Source organism: Nocardiopsis lucentensis DSM 44048 (assembly GCF_000341125.1).
Lineage (GTDB): Bacteria > Actinomycetota > Actinomycetes > Streptosporangiales > Streptosporangiaceae > Nocardiopsis > Nocardiopsis lucentensis.
This window is the reverse complement of the sequence record NZ_ANBC01000522.1, coordinates 1-18,906: the sequence shown is the minus strand read 5'-3', so window position 1 is coordinate 18,906 and position 18,906 is coordinate 1. Positions and strand designations below refer to the sequence as shown.

General features: G+C 71.1%; 16 protein-coding genes. 11 read left to right on the top strand and 5 right to left on the bottom strand.

Annotation, left to right across the window (positions count from 1 at the left end; translation table 11 throughout):
* Positions 1–398, top strand: a 398-nt coding sequence (locus tag D471_RS0118445) for a methionine adenosyltransferase domain-containing protein (RefSeq protein WP_026127854.1), incomplete at its 5' end; no start/stop codon positions are given.
* A 772-nt stretch (positions 399–1,170) separates the two neighbouring features.
* Here the strand turns inward: D471_RS0118445 and D471_RS0118435 are convergent.
* The 3 genes from D471_RS0118435 to D471_RS0118425 form a co-directional block, all read right to left on the bottom strand.
* Complete coding sequence (locus D471_RS0118435; protein ID WP_051059218.1) at positions 1,171–2,679, bottom strand: sensor histidine kinase; 1,509 nt, start codon at positions 2,677–2,679, stop codon at positions 1,171–1,173.
* On the bottom strand, positions 2,672–3,382 hold the full coding sequence (locus D471_RS0118430) for a response regulator transcription factor (RefSeq protein WP_017599980.1): 711 nt from the start codon (positions 3,380–3,382) through the stop codon (positions 2,672–2,674). The genes D471_RS0118435 and D471_RS0118430 overlap by 8 nt, the downstream gene beginning before the upstream one ends.
* 127 nt (positions 3,383–3,509) lie before the next feature.
* Positions 3,510–4,742 carry a DUF349 domain-containing protein gene (locus tag D471_RS0118425; RefSeq protein WP_017599979.1) on the bottom strand — a complete coding sequence of 411 codons (1,233 nt, stop codon included), beginning with the start codon at positions 4,740–4,742 and terminating at the stop codon, positions 3,510–3,512.
* A gap of 504 nt (positions 4,743–5,246) precedes the next feature.
* Here D471_RS0118425 and D471_RS0118420 point away from each other — a divergent pair.
* On the top strand, positions 5,247–5,924 hold the full coding sequence (locus D471_RS0118420; protein ID WP_017599978.1) for an MBL fold metallo-hydrolase: 678 nt from the start codon (positions 5,247–5,249) through the stop codon (positions 5,922–5,924).
* Between the two features lie 169 nt (positions 5,925–6,093).
* Complete coding sequence (gene aspS / locus D471_RS0118415) at positions 6,094–7,866, top strand: aspartate--tRNA ligase (protein ID WP_083924252.1); 1,773 nt, start codon at positions 6,094–6,096, stop codon at positions 7,864–7,866.
* Between the two features lie 164 nt (positions 7,867–8,030).
* Here the strand turns inward: aspS and D471_RS40895 are convergent, their stop codons facing one another.
* Entirely contained in the window at positions 8,031–8,171 is a 141-nt protein-coding gene (locus tag D471_RS40895; RefSeq protein WP_017599976.1) for a hypothetical protein, read from the bottom strand.
* 601 nt (positions 8,172–8,772) lie between these two features.
* On the opposite strand from D471_RS40895, the gene D471_RS0118405 reads away from it, so the two are divergent.
* Positions 8,773–10,812, top strand: a complete 2,040-nt coding sequence (locus D471_RS0118405) for a SpoIIE family protein phosphatase (RefSeq protein ID WP_017599975.1) — start codon at positions 8,773–8,775, stop codon at positions 10,810–10,812.
* A gap of 23 nt (positions 10,813–10,835) precedes the next feature.
* Complete coding sequence (locus tag D471_RS0118400; protein ID WP_017599974.1) at positions 10,836–12,173, top strand: replication-associated recombination protein A; 1,338 nt, start codon at positions 10,836–10,838, stop codon at positions 12,171–12,173.
* Here the strand turns inward: D471_RS0118400 and D471_RS0118395 are convergent.
* Positions 12,163–13,749 (bottom strand): serine/threonine-protein kinase, encoded by a 1,587-nt coding sequence (locus D471_RS0118395; RefSeq protein ID WP_026127852.1) that lies wholly within the window; start codon positions 13,747–13,749, stop codon positions 12,163–12,165. The genes D471_RS0118400 and D471_RS0118395 overlap by 11 nt on opposite strands.
* A gap of 372 nt (positions 13,750–14,121) precedes the next feature.
* On the opposite strand from D471_RS0118395, the gene D471_RS0118390 reads away from it, so the two are divergent.
* The 6 genes from D471_RS0118390 to alaS all read left to right on the top strand — a co-directional run.
* Positions 14,122–14,514, top strand: a complete 393-nt coding sequence (locus tag D471_RS0118390) for a DUF948 domain-containing protein (protein WP_017599973.1) — start codon at positions 14,122–14,124, stop codon at positions 14,512–14,514.
* Complete coding sequence (locus D471_RS0118385; RefSeq protein ID WP_017599972.1) at positions 14,511–14,792, top strand: hypothetical protein; 282 nt, start codon at positions 14,511–14,513, stop codon at positions 14,790–14,792. Before D471_RS0118390 ends, D471_RS0118385 begins: the two co-directional genes overlap by 4 nt.
* Before the next feature lie 255 nt (positions 14,793–15,047).
* Positions 15,048–15,641: a hypothetical protein gene (locus D471_RS37725; protein WP_017599971.1), complete on the top strand. Its 594-nt coding sequence runs from the start codon at positions 15,048–15,050 to the stop codon at positions 15,639–15,641.
* 135 nt (positions 15,642–15,776) lie between these two features.
* Positions 15,777–16,232 carry a hypothetical protein gene (locus D471_RS0118375; protein WP_152486365.1) on the top strand — a complete coding sequence of 152 codons (456 nt, stop codon included), beginning with the start codon at positions 15,777–15,779 and terminating at the stop codon, positions 16,230–16,232.
* Between the two features lie 144 nt (positions 16,233–16,376).
* Positions 16,377–16,844, top strand: a complete 468-nt coding sequence (locus D471_RS35035) for a hypothetical protein (RefSeq protein ID WP_017599969.1) — start codon at positions 16,377–16,379, stop codon at positions 16,842–16,844.
* Positions 16,845–17,091: 247 nt separating this feature from the next.
* A partial coding sequence (gene alaS / locus D471_RS0118365) for an alanine--tRNA ligase (RefSeq protein WP_017599968.1) occupies positions 17,092–18,906 on the top strand: 1,815 nt, incomplete at its 3' end.

Here is an 18,906-nt window from a genome sequence, read left to right as displayed (position 1 = left end):
CCCCCCCCCGCCACGGCGGCGGCGCCTTCTCCGGCAAGGACCCGTCGAAGGTGGACCGCTCGGCCGCCTACGCCACGCGCTGGGTCGCCAAGAACATCGTCGCCGCCGAGCTCGCCGAGCGCGCCGAGGTCCAGGTCGCCTACGCCATCGGTAAGGCGCACCCGGTCGGTGTGTTCATCGAGACCTTCGGCACCGAGAAGGTCGCCCCGGAGCTGATCGAGAAGGCGGTCAAGGAGATCTTCGACCTGCGGCCCGCCGCCATCGTGCGCGACCTCGACCTGCTGCGCCCGATCTACGCGAAGACCGCGGCCTACGGCCACTTCGGCCGCGAGCTGCCCGACTTCACGTGGGAGCGGACCGACCGTGCCTCCGCGCTGCGGTCGGCCGTCGGCGCCTAGGATCTCACCGGCGGATCCTCTCCCGAACTAGAAATATCACCCATTGCGACATACTATGTACGCATAGTGATTCTGGTTGTCGGAGGGGGTCCGCCATGTCCGTGTTCACGGCGCTGTCAGCCGGAGGACTCTCGGCCCTCCTGATGGCGCCCGTTCCAGGGGCTGACACACTCCACGTCGTGGTGGAGGCCGCGGTCGAGGCGGAGCCCCTGCGCGAGGGCGACCGGGTCGACCTCACCATCCGGATCCGCAACTCCGGTGGCGACGCCCTTCCCGAGGCTCAGGTGGTGCAGTTCGTCTCCCCGGCCATGGAGGTCACCTCCACCTCACCCGAGGCCGCCGTCGAGGACGGGCGGATCGTCTGGACCGGGGCCCTGGAAGCCGGGGAACGCGCGGTGCTGACCGCCGTCGGCGAGATCACCGATGTCCCGGACGAGGATCGTTCGGTCACCACCGTGTGCGTGCGCCCCGCTCCCGACGCCACACTGGCGTCGTGCGCCTCGGCGGTCCACATCGTTCGCGGTCCGGTCATCGCGCCGTGGGTCATCGGGGGTGCCGCTCTGACGGCGTTACTGACGGCCGGCNNNCCCGCGTCCGCCGCGGAGCGGGAAACGGGAACGGAGGCGGCGGCCGAGGCGGACCAGGGAACCGGTGCGGAACCGAAGGGGACCGCCGATCCCACGCCCGCGAACGTCTACCACCTGGACTCACGCCGCTGACCGACCGTGGTGGCCAGGCCCGGGGGACAGGGCCGGTACGGGGGATGTACCCGTCAGCCGAGCGGTAGCAACACACGGAACAGCGTGCCCTGACCGGGCCCGCTGACCACCTCCAGGACCCCGCCGTGCGCGGACACGACGGCGGCCGAGATCGCCAGTCCCAGTCCCGCGCCCCCCGTGTGGCGCGAGCGGCCCTCGTCCGCCCGGAAGAACCGGTCGAACAGCCGTGCTCGGTCCTGTGCCCGGATCCCGGGCCCCTCGTCGCGTACGCACACCGCGACCACACGGCCCACCCTCGACGGCAGCGCGCCGACCCGGACCGCCTCCTCCGACGGAGTCCACCGATCCGGGTCCTCCAGTACCTCCACCCACACCCGTACGGGGGTTCCGGGCGGCGTGTGCACCTGGGCGTTGCCTATCAGGTTGTCCAGCACCTGCCGCAGGCGTGACCGGTCACCGACCACCCGAACCCCGGGCACCGTCTCCGACGCCACCCGTTCCCGCGTGCCCCCCTCCCGGGCCCGCGCCGCCGCGACCCCCTCCCGCACGAGCTCGGCCAGGTCCACGTCCTCGGCGGCCACCTCCGGCTGCTCGTCGTGGCGGGCCAGCAACAGAAGGCCGTCCACCAACGTCCCCATGCGCTCCGCCTCGGACTCCACGCGCCGCATCCAGTCGTCCACCACCGGATCGGCCGAGACCCGGCCACGCTCCCTCCCCAGTCGGAACAGCTCCGCGAACCCCCGGATCGACGCCAGGGGGGTGCGCAACTCGTGCGATGCGTCGGCCACGAACCGCCGCATCCGCTCCGCCGTGGCCTCCCGCTCCCTCAACGCCTCCGACAGCCTCCCCAACATCGTGTTGAGCGCGGCGCCCAGGCGCGCGGTCTCGGAGGCGGAGCCGTGCCGCCGGTCCTCCGGAACGCGTGCCTCGAAGTCGCCACCCGCGATGGCGTCGGCCGCGCGCTGCATGCGCGCCAACGGGCGCAACTGGACACGGACGATCGCGACCGTGCCCGAGGCCAGGGCCACCAGCACCACCGTGCCCGCACCGAGCTGCACCCACCTCAGCAGGGCCAACGTCGTGTCCACCCCGGCCAGGGACTGCGCCAGCATCGCGACGGTCCCGTCCGGAGCCGCCCCGACCCTGACCCGCCAGTCGGCGCCACCCTCCGTGTCCGGCAGCTCGAAGACGGACCCGTCAGCCTCTCGCAACTCCTCGGCGGTCAACCCCGACACGTCGGGACCCGAGGGGTCCTCCTCCGTCTGGCCCACACGCCACAGCAGCGTCCCGTCGGAGGCGAACCGCAACTCCCGCAGATCCGACGGCAGGGCCGGCGGCTCGGCGTGCCCCATGTCCGGCGGCGACTCCTCGCGCGAGACCGACGGGGCCATCATCCGGGCCAGCCGCTCGTCCACCTCCGCCGTCAGCGACTGGCGCAGCAGCACGGACCCGGCCACACCGAACATCGCCATCGCCACCGTGGTGAGCACCAGCACCGACAACACCAGCCGCCCCCACAGGCTCACGGGCAGCAGGCGGCGCGCACGCCGGAACTCAGCCACGGTCACGGCTCCGACGCAGGCTGTACCCCACGCCCCAGACGGTGTGGATCAACGGGGGGCCGTCCACGTCCACCTTGCGCCGTAGGTAGCTGATGTAGGTCTCCACGACCCGGCTGTCGTCGCCGTCCTGGCCCCACACCGTCCGCAGGATCTGCGGCCTGGTCAGCACACGCCCGGCGTTGGCCATGAGGTACCGCAACAGCTCGAACTCGGTGGGGGACAGACGGATCGTCCGCCCGCCCCGGCGCGCCTCATAGGCGTCCTCGTCCAACTCCAGGTCCTCGTACCGCAGGACGCGACCCTCGTCCGGCCGCCCCACCGTTCCCACCCGCCGCAGGATCGCGCGGATCCGGAGGACGACCTCCTCCACGCTGAACGGCTTGGTCACGTAGTCGTCGGCGCCGGCCCGCACCCCCGCCACACGGTCGGTCACCGAGTCCCGCGCGGTCAGGAACAGCACGGGCAGGTCCGGGTGCTCCGCCCGCAGATCGGCGGCGAGCGCGAACCCGTCCCCGTCCGGAAGCATGACGTCCACGACCGCCAGTGCCGGTCCGTGCTCCCGTGCGCTCTCCCGCGCACCCGCCGCGTCCCCGGCCCGGACCGCGGTGAAGCCGTCCAGTTCCAGGGAAGCGGCGAGGAGCTCGCGGATGTTCGGTTCGTCGTCCACGACCAGGACGGTCGGCGGCGGTGTGGAGTCGGGCATGGAGACCTCGGAGCACGTCGATGGGCGCGGGCCCCGGTTCGGGCCCGGACTCCCCACCATTCTCACCAATACGGGCGGGCCGCGTCCCCTGCCAGGGGACACGGCCCGCCCGTGTTCGGGAGAAGCGTCAGCTCAGCTCGCTGAGCGCCTTCTCCGCCTCGGCCAGCCAGGAGCGCCGAGCCTGCAACGCGTCCTCGTGCTCCTTGATCCGCCGGGAGTCGCCGCGCTCGCGCGCCTTCTCCAGCTTCGCCTCCAGATCATTGATCGCGGTCGCCAGCTGTTCGACCGTGGCCTGGGCGCGGGCCCGGGCCTCCGGGTTGGTCCGCTCCCACTCGGCGTCCTCCGCGCGGCGCACGGAGTCCTCGATCTGGCGGAAGGCGCCCTCCAGCTGGTCACGCACGTCGCGTGGCAGCTCTCCGGCCTCCTCCCACGCCTCCTGGAAGTCGCGCAGGCGCGCGCGGGCCCGGCGGGGGTCGGAGATCGTGGGGATCTCGTCCTTGGCCTCCGCCAGGATCCGCTCCTTGGCCTCGGCGTTGACGCGCAGTTCGGCGTCACGCTCAGCGAAGACCGCGTTGCGCGCGTCGAAGAACCGGTCCTGGGCCGTCTTGAACCGTGCCCACAGCCGGTCCTCGCTGGCCCGGTCCGCGCGTCCGCTGCTCTTCCACTGCTGCATCAGGTCGCGGTAGGCGCGGGCCGTGGGGCCCCAGTCCTGCGAGTCGGACAGGGCCTCGGCCTCGGCGACGATGCGCTCCTTGACCGCGCGCACCTCCTCGCGCTGCTGGTCGAGGTTGGCGAAGTAGGCCTTGCGCCGCTTGGAGAACGAGTTGCGCGCCGCCGACATGCGCTTCCACAGCGCCTGCTCGGTGGGCCGGTCGGCGCGCGGGGCCTTCTTCCACTCCTCGATGAGCTGGAGCATCCGCTCACCGCCGGACTTCCAGTGCGTCGTCTCCACCGCGACCCGTTCGGCCTCGGCGACGATGCGCTCCTTGATCTCGCGGGCGTGCCCGCGCGCCTGCTCCTGCGCGTGCTTCTGCTCGACCTTGCGCTCCTCGGCGCGTCCGGCGAGCGCGTCGAGCCGCCGGGTGAGGGCGTCCAGGTCACCGACCGCGTGCGCCTCGCTGACCTGGGAGCGCAGCTTGTCGATGCTGGACATCGCCGACGACGCGGACAGGTCGGTGCTGCGGAGCCGCTTCTCCAGCAGCTCCACCTGGGTGACCAGCGCGTCGTACTTCTGGCGGAAGAAGGCCAGGGCCTCCTCCGGGGCCCCCGCCTGCCACGATCCGACGACCCGCTCGCCTTCGCTCGTGCGCACGTAGACCGTGCCGTCGTCGTCTACGCGGCCCCAAGGGTCCGTGGTCACCGTGTCCTCCTGCTGTCATGAGCCCGGCCGTAGGCGGGTTCGGGTCGTCGCGGCGTCCCGCACCTGTTCGTGATGGGTACCACCGTGCTCAGCACGATATCCATACGATTGGGCGGGCATCGACGCGCCGTGGTTCACTCTTGCGCAGATCACCGTGTCTGCGGCGGCGCCCTCGTGCGTCTGGCCGGGCCGGGGACCCGCCGTGGAGAGGCGCTGGTCGGCGGACGCGGCGCACACGGCACCGGTGACCAATATGGCATTACCACGCGGTTTGGCAAAGAGGCCCGACGCGTGCGGTGATCGAATGGTGATCAAAGCCGCGCACCCCCTCGCACATCGGTTCGCCGCCCCCGCGCGCGTCGGTAGGCTCTGTACTCGTAGGGTACGTCCGCCCGGTCAGCCGGAACGGGCGGGGCGCGTGGCCGGGCGGTGCCTTCGCCGGCCCCGGACCCTCCACCCCCGAATCCAGCAACCGGAACCAACCGAGGAACAGGACGATCCTGCGTGCTCATCACCGCGCTCGCCACCGGGCCCCTCGCCGCGAACTGCTACGTGCTCGCTCCGGCTCCGGGCGGTGACTGCGTCCTCGTCGACCCGGGCCAGGACGCCACCGAGCAGGTGGGCAAGGCCCTGGCCGAACACGACCTGACTCCGACCGCCGTCCTGCTCACCCACGGCCACTTCGACCACGTGTGGTCGGCCGCCGAGCTGGCCGACCGGGCGGGCCTGCCGGTTCACCTGCACGCCGCCGACCGGCGTCTGCTGACCGAGCCCGCCGCGGGCGTCGACCCCGGCTTCGCCGCGCAGCTGTCCGCGCTGCTCGGCCCGGGCCCTTTCCGCGAGCCGGAGGACCTCGTGGAGGTCGACGGCGGTGACACCCTCACCCTCGCCGGACTGGAGTTCACCGTCGAGCACACCCCGGGCCACACACCGGGGTCGGTCGTCTACCGCCTGGCCTCCTCCGGTCAGTCCCCGGTCATGCTCGCCGGGGACCTGGTCTTCGCCGGCTCCATCGGCCGGACCGATTTCCCGGGCGGCGATCCGGCGGCGATGAACGCCAGCCTCGCCTCGGCCGTCCTGGCACGCTCCGACGACACCCGGATTCTGCCCGGCCACGGTCCGGCCACCACCGTCGGACGCGAGCGGGCCGCCAACCCCTACCTGCGTGCCCTGACCGGCTGACCGCGCGGCTCCGACCACCCCGCCCCGGCCGCCCTCGACCGGGCGGCTCGGCCGGGTCGTTGGCGGTAGGATTCCAGATGTCAAGGGGCATGCCGTGCCTCCAGCCGGGTCCGTCTTCGGGAAACCCGGCATCCTCGCCCAGCCGTGTAGTTAGTGGACTTGGTAACTCATGCATCGTTACAGGACTCATTCGTGTGGTCAGCTCCGTAAGGAGCACGTCGGGCAGCAGGTGCGCCTTTCGGGCTGGGTGCACAACCGTCGTGATCTCGGCGGTCTGCTCTTCGTCGACCTGCGCGACCACTACGGCGTCACGCAGCTCATGGCACGCCCCGAGTCCCCGGTGTTCGAGCAGCTCAGCCGAATCTCCAAGGAGTCGGTGATCCGGGTCACCGGCCAGGTCGCGGCGCGCAGCGACGAGAACGTCAACCCCGGCCTCCCCACGGGTGAGATCGAGATCGAGGCCACGGAGATGGAGGTGCTCGGCACGACCGAGGAACTTCCCCTCACCGTCTTCCCGGAGGACAACACCTCCGAGGAGCGTCGTCTCGGATACCGTTTCCTCGACCTGCGCCGTGAGCGGATGCACCGCAACATCATGCTCCGTTCCCAGGTGGTGGCCTCGATCCGGCAGAAGATGACGGACCTGGGCTTCAACGAGTTCCAGACCCCCATCCTGACCAGCTCCAGCCCCGAGGGAGCCCGCGACTTCCTGGTGCCGTCGCGTCTGCACCCCGGCCGGTTCTTCGCTCTTCCCCAGGCGCCGCAGCAGTTCAAGCAGCTCCTGATGGTCGCCGGGTTCGACCGTTACTTCCAGATCGCTCCCTGCTTCCGTGACGAGGACAGCCGCGCGGACCGCTCCCCGGGCGAGTTCTACCAGCTTGACGTCGAGATGAGCTTCGTCGAGCAGGAGGACGTCTTCGAGGTCATCGAGAAGGTGATGACCGACGTTTTCCGGGAGTTCTCCGACGGTTGGGAAATCACCTCCCCCTACCCGCGCATCGCCTACCGGGACGCTTTGGAGTGGTACGGGACGGACAAGCCCGACCTGCGCGTGCCGATGCGGATGCTCGACGTCACCGCGCTGTTCGACAAGACCGACTTTCGCGCCTTCGAGGGCAAGAAGGTGCGCGCTCTGGCCGTCCCGCGGGTCGGTGACAAGCCTCGGAAGTTCTTCGACGGCATCGGCGACTTCGCGGTCGAGCAGGGGGCCAAGGGCCTGGCCTGGCTCAAGGTCGGAGAGAACGGTGAGCTCACCGGCCCCATCGCCAAGTTCGTCACCGAGATCAGCGACGAACTGCTCTCGACCCTGGGCGCCGGTCCCGGCTACGGTCTGTTCTTCTGCGCGAGTGAGGACGAGGCGGAGATCAACCGCATCATGGCGCCGGTCCGCGTCGAGGCGGGCAAGCGCGCGGACCTCTTCGAGGAGAAGGTCTACCGCTTCTGCTGGATCGTCGACTTCCCGATGTTCGAGATCAACGAGCAGGGCGACGTCGCGTTCAGCCACAACCCCTTCTCCATGCCGCAGGGCGGTATGGAGGCCCTGAACACCCAGGACCCGCTGGACATCCTCGCGTGGCAGTACGACATCGTCTGCAACGGTGTCGAACTGTCCTCCGGGGCGATTCGGAACCACTCACCCGAGATCATGTACAAGGCCTTCGACATCGCCGGATACGACAAGGAGGCCGTCGAGGCCGAGTTCGGCGGCATGCTCAGGGCACTGAAGTTCGGTGCCCCGCCGCACGGCGGTATCGCGCCCGGTGTCGACCGGATCGTCATGCTCCTCGCGGATGAACCCAACATCCGCGAGACCATCGCCTTCCCGCTCAACCAGAACGCCCAGGACCTGATGATGGGTGCGCCCTCCGCGGTCTCCGACCAGCAGCTACACGACGTGCACATCCGCACGGTCCTGCCCCCTGAGCACCAGAAGAAGCAGTGACGGCCGGGCAGGGGTCGAGCCCACGGCGGTGATCGCCGACAAGGAGCCGCGGTCGCCGGGATGGCGATGACGGCGCCCGAAGGGGCGGTGCGCGACGTGCGTGCCGCCCCCCGTCGTGTCCGGGCCGGGGCCGACGGACGTCGCGCTGGGGAAGAGGCGGCGTCTCAGCGCTTCGTCGCTCCGCAGTGCTGGCAGCAGATGTTCTCGTCGTCGGGGTTGCTGTGGTTACAGAGTCGACAGGTCCAGTTCCAGGTGGTGCCGTGGGTGGCCAGGTCCACGACGGCGGCCTCGCGTACCAGGTACATGAATGCGTCCTTGGGGCTCCGGCGAGTTTTCGAACCTGACATGTTCGGTGCCCGGATTCGCATGACTTCGAACCTGTCGCATTCGGTCACTTGGCGATATTCAGGGATTATCGGGAGTGACCCCGGCGTGGGAATTGTGGCCGGACTCGGCCGCGGACGCCCGCGGCAGGCCGTCACGGATGCGGTGAGGCCCGTCATCCCCTACCGTTGGGGGCGAATCACCCTTTCCGAACCGCGGTTCGCGCGTGTCGTGGAGTGGGCACGGTGAAACGGTGGGTCCGCCCACTTTCGCGGTCGGATCGGTGGCCGAGCGCATTGTGCGCCAATGAGTCACACGAGCGTAACGATTCGCGCCCTGAGGTCGGCCAAAGTCCCACCTCAAGCGGGGTCGGCAGCTCACCCCTGTTCCCAGCCAACCGTGGTGCGCCGCGCCTGCCCAGGTCACGCGGGTGGTGAAGGGGCTGACCGACGGCCACGGCCGTCGGTTCCCCACCTGAGGAGCCCGGTTCCGGACACTAGAATGGGCCGAATCGGAACGTTCCGGGGGTACCGCGTCCGGGCGCGGGTGTGACGTCCGAGACGACATGAGGATGAGTCATACGTGAACGGAAAACGCGCCTCAGGCGATGGCTCCGAGTACGCGCTCGCGGGGGCGTTCTCCCACGCTCCCGAGCCCATGGTGCTCACTCGGGAAGACGGCGCGATCCTGCACGCCAACCTGGCCTTCGCCGAGCTTGTCGGGCTCGACGGGACGGAGCTGGCCGGGCGCGCCTGGTACGACCTCCTCGATGGTGACGACGCCGCCCGCGGAGCGCGGGCCCACGCGCGGGCCCTCGACGGGAACTGGGCTGAACGGGTCCACCTGCGGCTGGTCTCCGACTCCTCGTGCCCCCAGCTGGTCGAGGCCGACCTGCGACCGGTGCCCTCCGCCAACGGTGCCGCGCCGGAGCCCCGCCTGGTCGTACTCCTGCACGTCCTCTCCGCCGACGACGCGGACCTGCGCGTGGTCGGCGAGCTGCGCACGGACAACTCCGACTCGGTGCTCTGGAGCCTGGACCTGGGCACCGGGCGCCTGCGTGAACTGTTCGGGCCCACGCCCCTCGGCGACCTCCTCGCGGGCGGCGAGCGACAGCTCGAACACATCCTGGAGCGCGTACACCCCGACGACATCGCCCGGGTGCGTGACGCCATGTCGGCCGCCTTCCGCGGTCGCGACTACGAACAACGCTTCCGCGTCTTCGATCGCCTCGGCGACGAGCGCTCCCTCCACGTGCGGGCCCGGTTCGTCCCAGGCCGCCCCGACCGCCTCGTCGGGATCGTGGACGACGTCACCGAACACGTGCAGCTGGTCCGCCGCCTGGCGGACCGCCGCCGTACCGAGGCCGAGCACGGTCGCCTGGTCACCGAACTGTCGTCCAAGCTCGTGTCGGCCACCACCGTCGACAACGTCATGGACCTGCTCAGCGAGGAGTTCCTGCCGATCTTCGGCGGGATCAACGCCGCCGCCCTCTACGTCGAGGACGGTCTGCTGCGCACCTCGCCCGGAGCCCGCACGCGCGGCGGCAACATCGAACAGCTCGACGGCCGCCGGGCCGACGACACCGACTTCCCCATGGGCGCGGTCATCCAGGACCGCCAGCCCCGTTTCTTCGAGAGCCGCGCCGAGATCATCAGCCGCTTCCCGGCCGCGGTCGAGCTCATGCGCAACGTCAGCGGCCAGGCCTGGGCGACCGTCCCGATCTTCGGCGACGGCAAGGTCGCCCTGGGCGTGTGGCAGATGACCTGGGACCGGCCCCACCACGCCAGCCGCGACGAACGCGCCCTCATGCTCACCTTCGCCGGGCTGGCCGGTCAGGCGTTGCAGCGGATCAAGGCCCAGCAGGCGGAGCTCGAACTCGCCGACGCCGTCCAGCGCCGCATGCTGCCGCGCCAGGTCGCCAGCTTCCCCGACATGGCCATCGCCACCAAGTACCTGCCCTCCCGCGCGGACTGGCGCATCTGCGGCGACTTCTACGACGTCATCGAGCTTCCCGACAACCGCGTCGGGCTGCTCGTCGGCGACGTCCAGGGCCACGGTGTCGAGGCGGCCGCCGCCATGGGGCAGATCCGCGTCGCCTTTCGCGCCTACGCCACCAACCAGTCCGACCCCGGTGTGGTCCTGGGCGAGACCAACCGCCTGCTCACCGAGACCGGCGAGATCGTCTTCGCCACGTGCGGCTACCTGGTCCTGGACCGGGAGACGGGAATCATGCAGGCCGCGTGGGCGGGACAGCCGCCCGTCGTCCTGGCCTCCAAGGGCAGCTACGAGTTCTGGGAGCCCGAGACCGGGCCGCCGCTGGGCGTCCTGCCCGACACCGAGTACACCGTCACCACGCGTGCCCTCCCGCCCGGCGGCACGCTGCTGCTCTGCTCGGACGGGCTCGTGGAGAGCTCGGAGCTGCCCATGAACGAGGGGCTGGCCCTGGTCGGGGAGGCCCTGGCCGAACACGGTGAGGACCCCGAGGCGGCCGCCCACGTCCTGGCGGAGATGGCGCCCGCCGGTCGCGGTGACGACATCGCCCTGCTCATCACCCGCATGACCGACAACGCGAACGCCGGGCTCGGCACCGAGCCGGACAGGGCGGACCAACCGGTGCCCTGACGCGCGTGCCCTACCCTGGGTGGGTGTCCGAAACACTGTTCGATGACGCCGGAGCCGAGGCCGCCCGGGGACAGGAACCGCTCGCCGTGCGCATGCGGCCCCGCACCCTGGACGAGGTCGTGGGCCAACGCCACCTCCTGGGCGAGGGCAGCCCGCTGCGCCGCCTGGTCGAGGACGACGCGCCCATGTCCGTGTTCCTGTGGGGCCCGCCCGGAACCGGCAAGACCACCCTGGCCACCGTGGTCAGCCACGTCACCAAGCGCCGCTTCGTGGAGCTGTCGGCGGTCAGCGCCGGGGTGAGGGACGTGCGCACCGTCGTCGACGAGGCCCGGCGGCGACTGGGGATGCACGGCACTCGGACGCTCCTGTTCGTCGACGAGGTGCACCGCTTCAACAAGACCCAGCAGGACGCCCTCCTCCCAGCCGTGGAGAACCGCTGGGTGAGCTTCATCGGCGCCACCACGGAGAACCCCTTCTTCTCCGTGGTCAGCCCCCTGCTGTCCCGTTCCCTGCTGCTGTCGCTGGAGTCCCTGGACGACACCGACGTGCGCGCACTGCTCGACCGGGCGCTGGCCGAGGAGCGCGGTCTGGACGGCCGCTACACACTCGCCGACGACGCCGTCGAGCACCTGGTCCGCCTGGCCGGTGGCGACGGCCGCCGCTCCCTGACCTACCTGGAGGCCGCGGCGCTCGTCTCAGGTCCTCCCGGGGCCGAACCGAGGACCATCACCGCCGATCACGTCGAGCGCGCCGTCGACCGGCACGCCGTGCGCTACGACCGCTCCGGCGACCAGCACTACGACGTCATCAGCGCGTTCATCAAGAGCATGCGCGGCAGCGACCCCGACGCCGCCCTGCACTACCTGGCGCGGATGATCGAGGCGGGGGAGGACCCCCGGTTCATCGCGCGGCGCCTGGTCGTGCACGCCAGCGAGGACGTGGGCATGGCCGACCCGACCGCCCTCCAGACCGCGGTGGCCGCGGCGCAGGCGGTCGAACTGGTCGGTCTGCCCGAGGCGCGGATCAACCTCGCCCAGGCGGTCATCCACATCAGCCTGGCGCCCAAGTCCAACGCCGTGATCACCGCCATCAACGAGGCCGTCGGCGACGTGCGCGCGGGCAACGCCGGACCGGTCCCCGTCCACCTGCGCGACGGCCACTACAAGGGGGCCGCCGAACTCGGCCACGGTGAGGGCTACCGCTACGCCCACGACTACCCGGGCGGGGTCGCGCCCCAGCGGCACGCCCCCGACGGGTTGACCGACCGGGAGTACTACCGGCCCACCGGCCACGGCGCGGAACGCCGGTTCGGCGAGGTCCTGCGTCGCATCAAGGACGTGCTGCGCGGCATCAGTCCGTGAACAGCTCGGTGACCGCGACGATCTCCCGGGGCCCGTCGTCCCCGCCGTCCTCGGCGAACGTGATCTCGACGATCATCACGGGCCCCCACGACAGGTAGTCGATGAAGTCGGAGCCGGTCAGCTCCCACGTGCCCCGTCCGTCCACGTCGATGAACAGGTGGTCGGGAGCGGCGCAGAACTTCGCGCACAGCACCGCCGCGTCCTCGCGGATGACCGCCTCCCGGGGCTCGCCCGCCACGTCCCACTGCTCGGCCCACTCGTCGTGGGTCGGGACGCCCTGGCCGCGCACGGGTTCGTCCTCGCGGTCGACGGGGGTGAACACCCACGGTCCCTCCACCGGATCCTCCTGCTCGGCGGGGTCGAACCGGGCCACCAGGGTCAGTGGTTCCTCCTCCTCGCTCGGGGAGGGAGAGGGGTCCTCGGCCACCTCGGAGACCAGCGTGTCCTCGGGCTCGTCGTCGGCGAACAGGCCGGTGAGGATCCACCCTCCGACGCCGATCATCCCGAGGGCCAGCGCCACCGTCCCGGACAGGAACAGGGCCCGGCGCGGGCGGTGCTGGGACAGGCGCCCCTCCAGCCGCACCACCTCGGGCACGCGGGCGGGCGGTTCGAGGGCCCGCCACTCGTGCTCCAGCAGCCGCAGGAGCTCCGCACGGTCGGGTACGGGGCGTTGTGCCGTCTCCCCGCCCTCCTCGGCCTCCTCAGCGGTCCTGGCCGCCGCGAGTTCGGTCGCCCACACGGCCAGGACCGCGTCAACCGCCTCCGCCACGGTGGGACGACGGTCCGGGTCCGGATCCAACGCACGGGACACGATCGGCCGCAGGCCCGCGTGCAGGTCGTCGAGGTCGAACGCTCCGGCCGCGGCGCGTTCGACGATCTCGTCCGGTTCGCGGGAACCGAAAGGCAGACGCCCGGTCCCCGCGAAGGCCACGAGGGCGCCCCAGGCGAACACGTCCGCCGCGGGGGCCGCGGCCCCGCCCCTGGCCCGCTCCGGACTCGTCCAGCTGGCCGCGGTGCCACGCAGACGCTCCGGCGATGCCGCCACGGCGCACTCCATCACACGCGGCCCGTCCGGTCCCACCACGATGTCGCTGGGACGCAGCGACCCGTGGGAGACACCGTGTGCGTGCAGCGCGGACAGGGCCTCGGCCAGGCCGGTGGCCAGGGCGATCAACTTGCCGCTGCCGAGCCCGCCGCGCCTGGTGACGTAGTGGGACAGGCGCTGCCCGCCGACGTAGGGCATGGCCAGCCACGGGGGGTTGGCGTCGGAGTCGAAGGTCAGGGGCGTGACCACGCGCGTGGAGTCGACTCCGGACAGCGCGCGCAGCCGCCGGGCGAGGGCGGGATAGACTTCGGGCTCGTCCAGTTCGGGACAGACCAGTGTCTTCACGGCGACCAGACGGTCGCCAGGGGACGGCGAGGTCACGTCGACGGCGGCGTAGACGGTGCCGGTGGCCCCCTGGCCGAGTCGGCCCAGGACCAGGTACGGGCCGATCCGCTCGGGGTCGGCGGGGTACAGCGGAGACAGGTCCGGGGGTACCAGTACGGAGATCTCTCGGGGAGGACGAGCGCTCATGGGTGGTCCTGTCGGTGCTTCCAGCGCGGTGAGGAGTGTCCGGACTTCATGGGGAAGATCCCACTCTGTAGTCATTCTCCCGGACGAGTGGGCGACCGTCGATCCCTCACAGCGCTCACCAGCGGATTGGTGATGTACCCGTGACCGTTTCGTCCCAAGGCTCGCCGTGCCGCCCTCCGGCGGACGGTGGCCGGACGCGATAGGGTCAGCCGAAACCGGCGAACCCCGACCCATCCCGGGGCCGCCCGGTCACGGTTCCGGCGGCCCGACCCGGCGCAGTCGACGCCCACACCTGGGAGCCACCCCCGACGCCCCCGCATGAGGGGCCGTTCACACCCTCGAAGTCATCCTCTATCTGCTCACGGAGCCCGCATGCTTACCGGAGGAGAGGTCGCCGCGCTCGTCGCCGCGGTGGTCTGGGCGGTGCTGGCCACGTTCATGTGCGTGGCGCTCGTCAAACTCATCAAGCTCATCAACGCGGCCACGGCGGTGGTCTCGGAAGTGGGGGACCGCACCCCGCCCCTGCTGGAGGACGTCGCCTCCACGGTGGAGCGGACCAACACCTCGCTCGAACGCGTCGAGGAGATCACCGCCAACGTCCAGGCCACCTCCGAGGACGTGTCCACGATGACGGCGCTGACCCGCTCGGTGGTGACCGGGCCGCTGGTGCGCGTCGCGTCGTTCACCTACGCGGTGCGCCGCGTCATGGGTCAGCGCCGCGCCCTGGCCGTCGTGCGCTCCCGCAGGCGGAGGGAGAACCGGTGATCGGGAAGCTGCTCTACGTCGCGGCGGGGGCCGCCCTGGGCGGGTACGTCGTCCACCGGGTCGGGCGGGCGCGCCGGGCGCTCACCCCCGGCGGCATCGCCGAACGGGTCGAGGGCCAGGTCACCGAGTACAAGGGGGCCCTGCGCGAACTCAACGAGGACCTGGCCGAGGAGGTCCGGGAGCGGGAGGCCGAACTCCTGGCGCGCTACGCGCCCGGGAGGGGGCGCGCGGCGCTGTCCGCTCCGGAGGACACACCGGAGCGCCTTCCCGGCCGGTGACGGGGTCGCGCGCGGTGTGCGCCGCGCGCGACCAGGACGTTTCGTGACTTGTCGGGAACGCACAGTAGGGTTTCCGGGTCCTGGCCCCATGCCACGAGAAGGCGCGCAGTGAACCCCAACCCCCCGCACGGGCAGTTCCCGCACCAGCCGGGCCGTGTGCCGCAGCCCCACGCTCCGGACGCGCACGTCCCGGATACCCCGCCGCATCCCGGCGCGCACCCCCCAGCCCATCCGTACGGTCACCCCCAGGGGCCGATGCCCCCGCACGGCGGCTACCCGCAGCAGTCCGTGTACGCGCCCTACCCCGTGCCGCCGCCCGGCTACGCGCAGGCGGCCGTGCTCCAGAGGATGCCGGGCACGCTCCTGACCGTCCGGATCCTGATGTTCGTCGGAGCCACGGCGGGGCTGTTGCTGGCCGTCGCGGTCGGCCTCTTCGTGGCGGCCGCGGATCCCGTGTTCGCCCTCCTCGCCGGAGGGGTCTTCGGACTCTACGGAGTGGGGTCCCTGGTGCTCGCGATCCTGGCGAAGCGCCGCGCCAAGGCGGTCAGGTGGAGCATCCTCGCCTTCCACATCCTCGCTCTGCTCTACCTGGGCTTCACCTACAGCGCCGCGCCCACACCGCCACCGGGTGAGCCGGACCCGGGGAGCTCCATCCGGAGTCTCGGCAACCTGTTCACCCTGACCAACATCATCCTCATCTCCATCCCGCCCACCGGGCGGTACTACAGGAAGCCGTCGGAACAGGCCGCCACGGCCCCGGGGGCATACGGTCCGTTCCGACCCCCCGGCGGGCACCCGCCCCACCACCAGCCGCCGATGCCTCCTCCCGGCGGGCAGGGCGCGCGGTGAACCCGAACCCCCCACACCACGGACCGCGGCGGCAACCGGCCCCGCCCGTCGGTCACGGCCCGCCGCCCGGAGACCCGGTGCCCCCCGCCCGTCCACCACGCACCACCGGCGCCTCCGCGGCACCATCCGCTCCGGATGCCCACGGTCGTGACGACGGCGAGGGCGCTGATGATCGTCGGCGCCTGCCTGGAGCTGTTGATGGCCGGGGGGTACGGTTCGTATCTCGTCTACCCGGACAGCGCGTTCCTGACCGGTGTGGAGACCTCGGACGACCCCGCACAGGCGCTCGTCGTGCTCCTGACCGCGTCGGGGTGGGCGATCGCCTCCGGTGCCCTGGCATCCCTGCTCAGGGGCGGCGGGCCGGCCGTGCTCTGGTCCGTGGTCGCCTTCCAGGCGCTGTCGATCCCGTCCTCGGCGCTCCTCGCCGCGCTCGACTTCGTCCCGGCCGCGGCGTTCGGTTTCTTCGCTGTTGCGACCGTCGCGCTCCTCATGACCTCGGACGGTCGCGCCTACTTCCGCCGGGCCCGCACCGGCCCACCGCGGTACCGCCCGGACCAGCGTGGTCCGGGATACCCCGGACGCCCTCTGTAGATTTTCCCGCCGAGCCAGAACAGACATCCCAGAAAGGTCACCGTGCACCCCTCAGGCGACTCTGGCCCCTCCCAGTACCCACCGCAGCCCGGCCACGGGCATCCGTATCCCCCCGTCGGCTACGGACAACCTGGGCAGGTTCCCGTGCCCCCGCCCCCTCCTGCGGCCCCGACCCACCGGGACCCCGACGCGCTGCCCGGGGCGGGCGTCGCGGTCCGCGTCCTCATGTTCATCGGCGGTGTGCTCGGCATCCTGATCGGTCTCCTCATCGGCGGGATATCCCTCCTCGGCCTCGGCCTGGGCCAGGCCTCGGCGGAGCTCTCCCAGGATCAGGAGGCCGCCGGGGCCTTCGGATTCCTCCTCGCGTTCGCCGGGTTCGTCGCGCTCATCCCCCTGACCTACGGCGTCGTGTCCACCACGCTGGCCGCGATGATGGGCCGCCGTAGGCGCGGGCTGTTCTGGGGGATCATCGCCTTCCACACGGTGGCGTCGCTGATCCTTGTGGTCGCGATCATCGCCGGGGACCACTTCTCGTTCGTTCCGTTGGCCTTCGCCGGGCTCATGATCGGACTGATGTTCGTTCCCGGAGTGCGTGGCTTCCACCGGGTCTGACCCGACTCCGCCGGGGACCCGCGCGGTAATGAGCGGCGATAGCCTTGGAGCAACACCCGAAGCCTTGGAACAACCAGGCTGCCGCCGTTGTCGTCATCAGCACGGGCCCCGGCGGCCACCGCGAAACCACGCGCGAGTGCGGTGCGGTCCCCTCTACGATGGGCCGGTCACCAGATCACGCGTCACGACGGTCCCACGGGACCCCCACGTCGCCCCGGGCGGCGCAGGCAAGCACAGGAGGGCATCAATGGAGACGGCAGAGATCGCGCGCCGCTTCCTCAGTTTCTTCGAGAAGAACGGACACACCGTCGTGCCCTCGGCAAGCCTGATCGCCGAGGATCCGACCCTGTTGCTGGTGCCCGCAGGCATGGTCCCGTTCAAGCCCTACTTCCTGGGCCAGCGCACGCCCCAGTACTCCACCGCCACCAGCGTCCAGAAGTGCATCCGGACCAAGGACATCGAGGAGGTCGGCAAGACCTCCCGGCACGCGACCTTCTTCCAGATGCTCGGAAACTTCTCCTTCGGCGACTACTTCAAGGAGCGGGCGATCCCGCTCGCCTGGGAGCTGGTCACCACACCCGTCGAGGACGGCGGCTTCGGCATCGACCCGGAGAAGCTGTGGGTGACCGTCTACCTCGACGACGACGAGGCCGCCGAGATCTGGCGCGACAAGGTCGGCGTCCGGCCCGAGCGCATCCAGCGCCTGGGCATGGAGGAGAACTACTGGTCCATGGGCGTCCCCGGGCCCTGCGGCCCGTGCTCGGAGATCTTCTACGACCGCGGCCCCGAGTACGGTGCCGAAGGCGGTCCCGCGGTGGACGACAACCGCTACATCGAGATCTGGAACCTCGTCTTCATGCAGTACGAGCGGGGTGAGGGCGGCGACAAGGGCGACTTCCCGATCCTGGGCGAACTGCCCAAGAAGAACATCGACACCGGTCTGGGCCTCGAACGGCTCGCGGCGGTCCTCCAGGGCGTCGACAACATCTACGAGACCGACATCATCGGCCGCGTCCTGCACCACGCCGCCGAACTCACCGGCACCCGCTACGGCGACGACCACGACAACGACGTGATGCTCCGCGTGGTCGCCGACCACGTGCGCAGCGCCGTCATGCTCGTCGGCGACGGCGTCAAGCCCGGCAACGAGAAGGCGGGCTACGTCCTGCGCCGCATCCTGCGCCGCTCCGTCCGCAACCTGCGTCTGCTGTCCGGGGAGAGTGACACCCTCTTCCTGCACGAGCTGACCGACGTCAGCATCGACGCGATGAAGGACATCTACCCCGACCTGCTGGACAAGGCGGAGGTCATCCACGGAGTCATCGACGCCGAGGAGCGCAACTTCGCCGACACCCTGCGCGCGGGCACCGCCCTGTTCGGCCGGGCGGCCGAGCGCACCCGCGCGGCGGGCGGCACCGTCTTCTCCGGCGCGGACGCCTTCCAGCTGCACGACACCTACGGCTTCCCCATCGACCTCACCCTGGAGATGGCGGCCGAACAGGGCCTGAGCGTCGACGAGAACCAGTTCCGCGAGCTCATGCAGCGCCAGCGCGACACGGCCAAGGCCGACGCGCGCGCCAAGAAGCTCGGCAACGCCGACATCTCCCTGTACGCGCGGCTGCACGAGAAGGCCGGTGACACCGACTTCCTCGGCTACACCGACTCCGAGAGCGAGTCGTTCGTGCGCGGCATCGTGGTCGACGGCGAGGGCGTGCCCGTGGCACGCGCCGGGCAGAAGGTCGAGATCGTCCTCGACCGCACGCCGTTCTACGCCGAGAGCGGTGGTCAGCTCGCCGACACCGGTACGCTCACCGTCGACGGCCGCGGCGTGGTGGACGTCGAGGACGTCCAAAAGCCCCTGCCGGGCCTGTTCGTGCACCGGGGCACCGTGCGCTCGGGCGAGGTCGTCCTGGACGACTCCGTGCACGCGGCCATCGACACCGGCCGCCGCCACGCGATCGAGCGCTCCCACTCGGCGACCCACCTCATCCACTCCGCCCTGCGCAACGCGCTGGGCCCCTCGGCGGGCCAGGCGGGGTCGGAGAACCGCCCCGGCCACCTG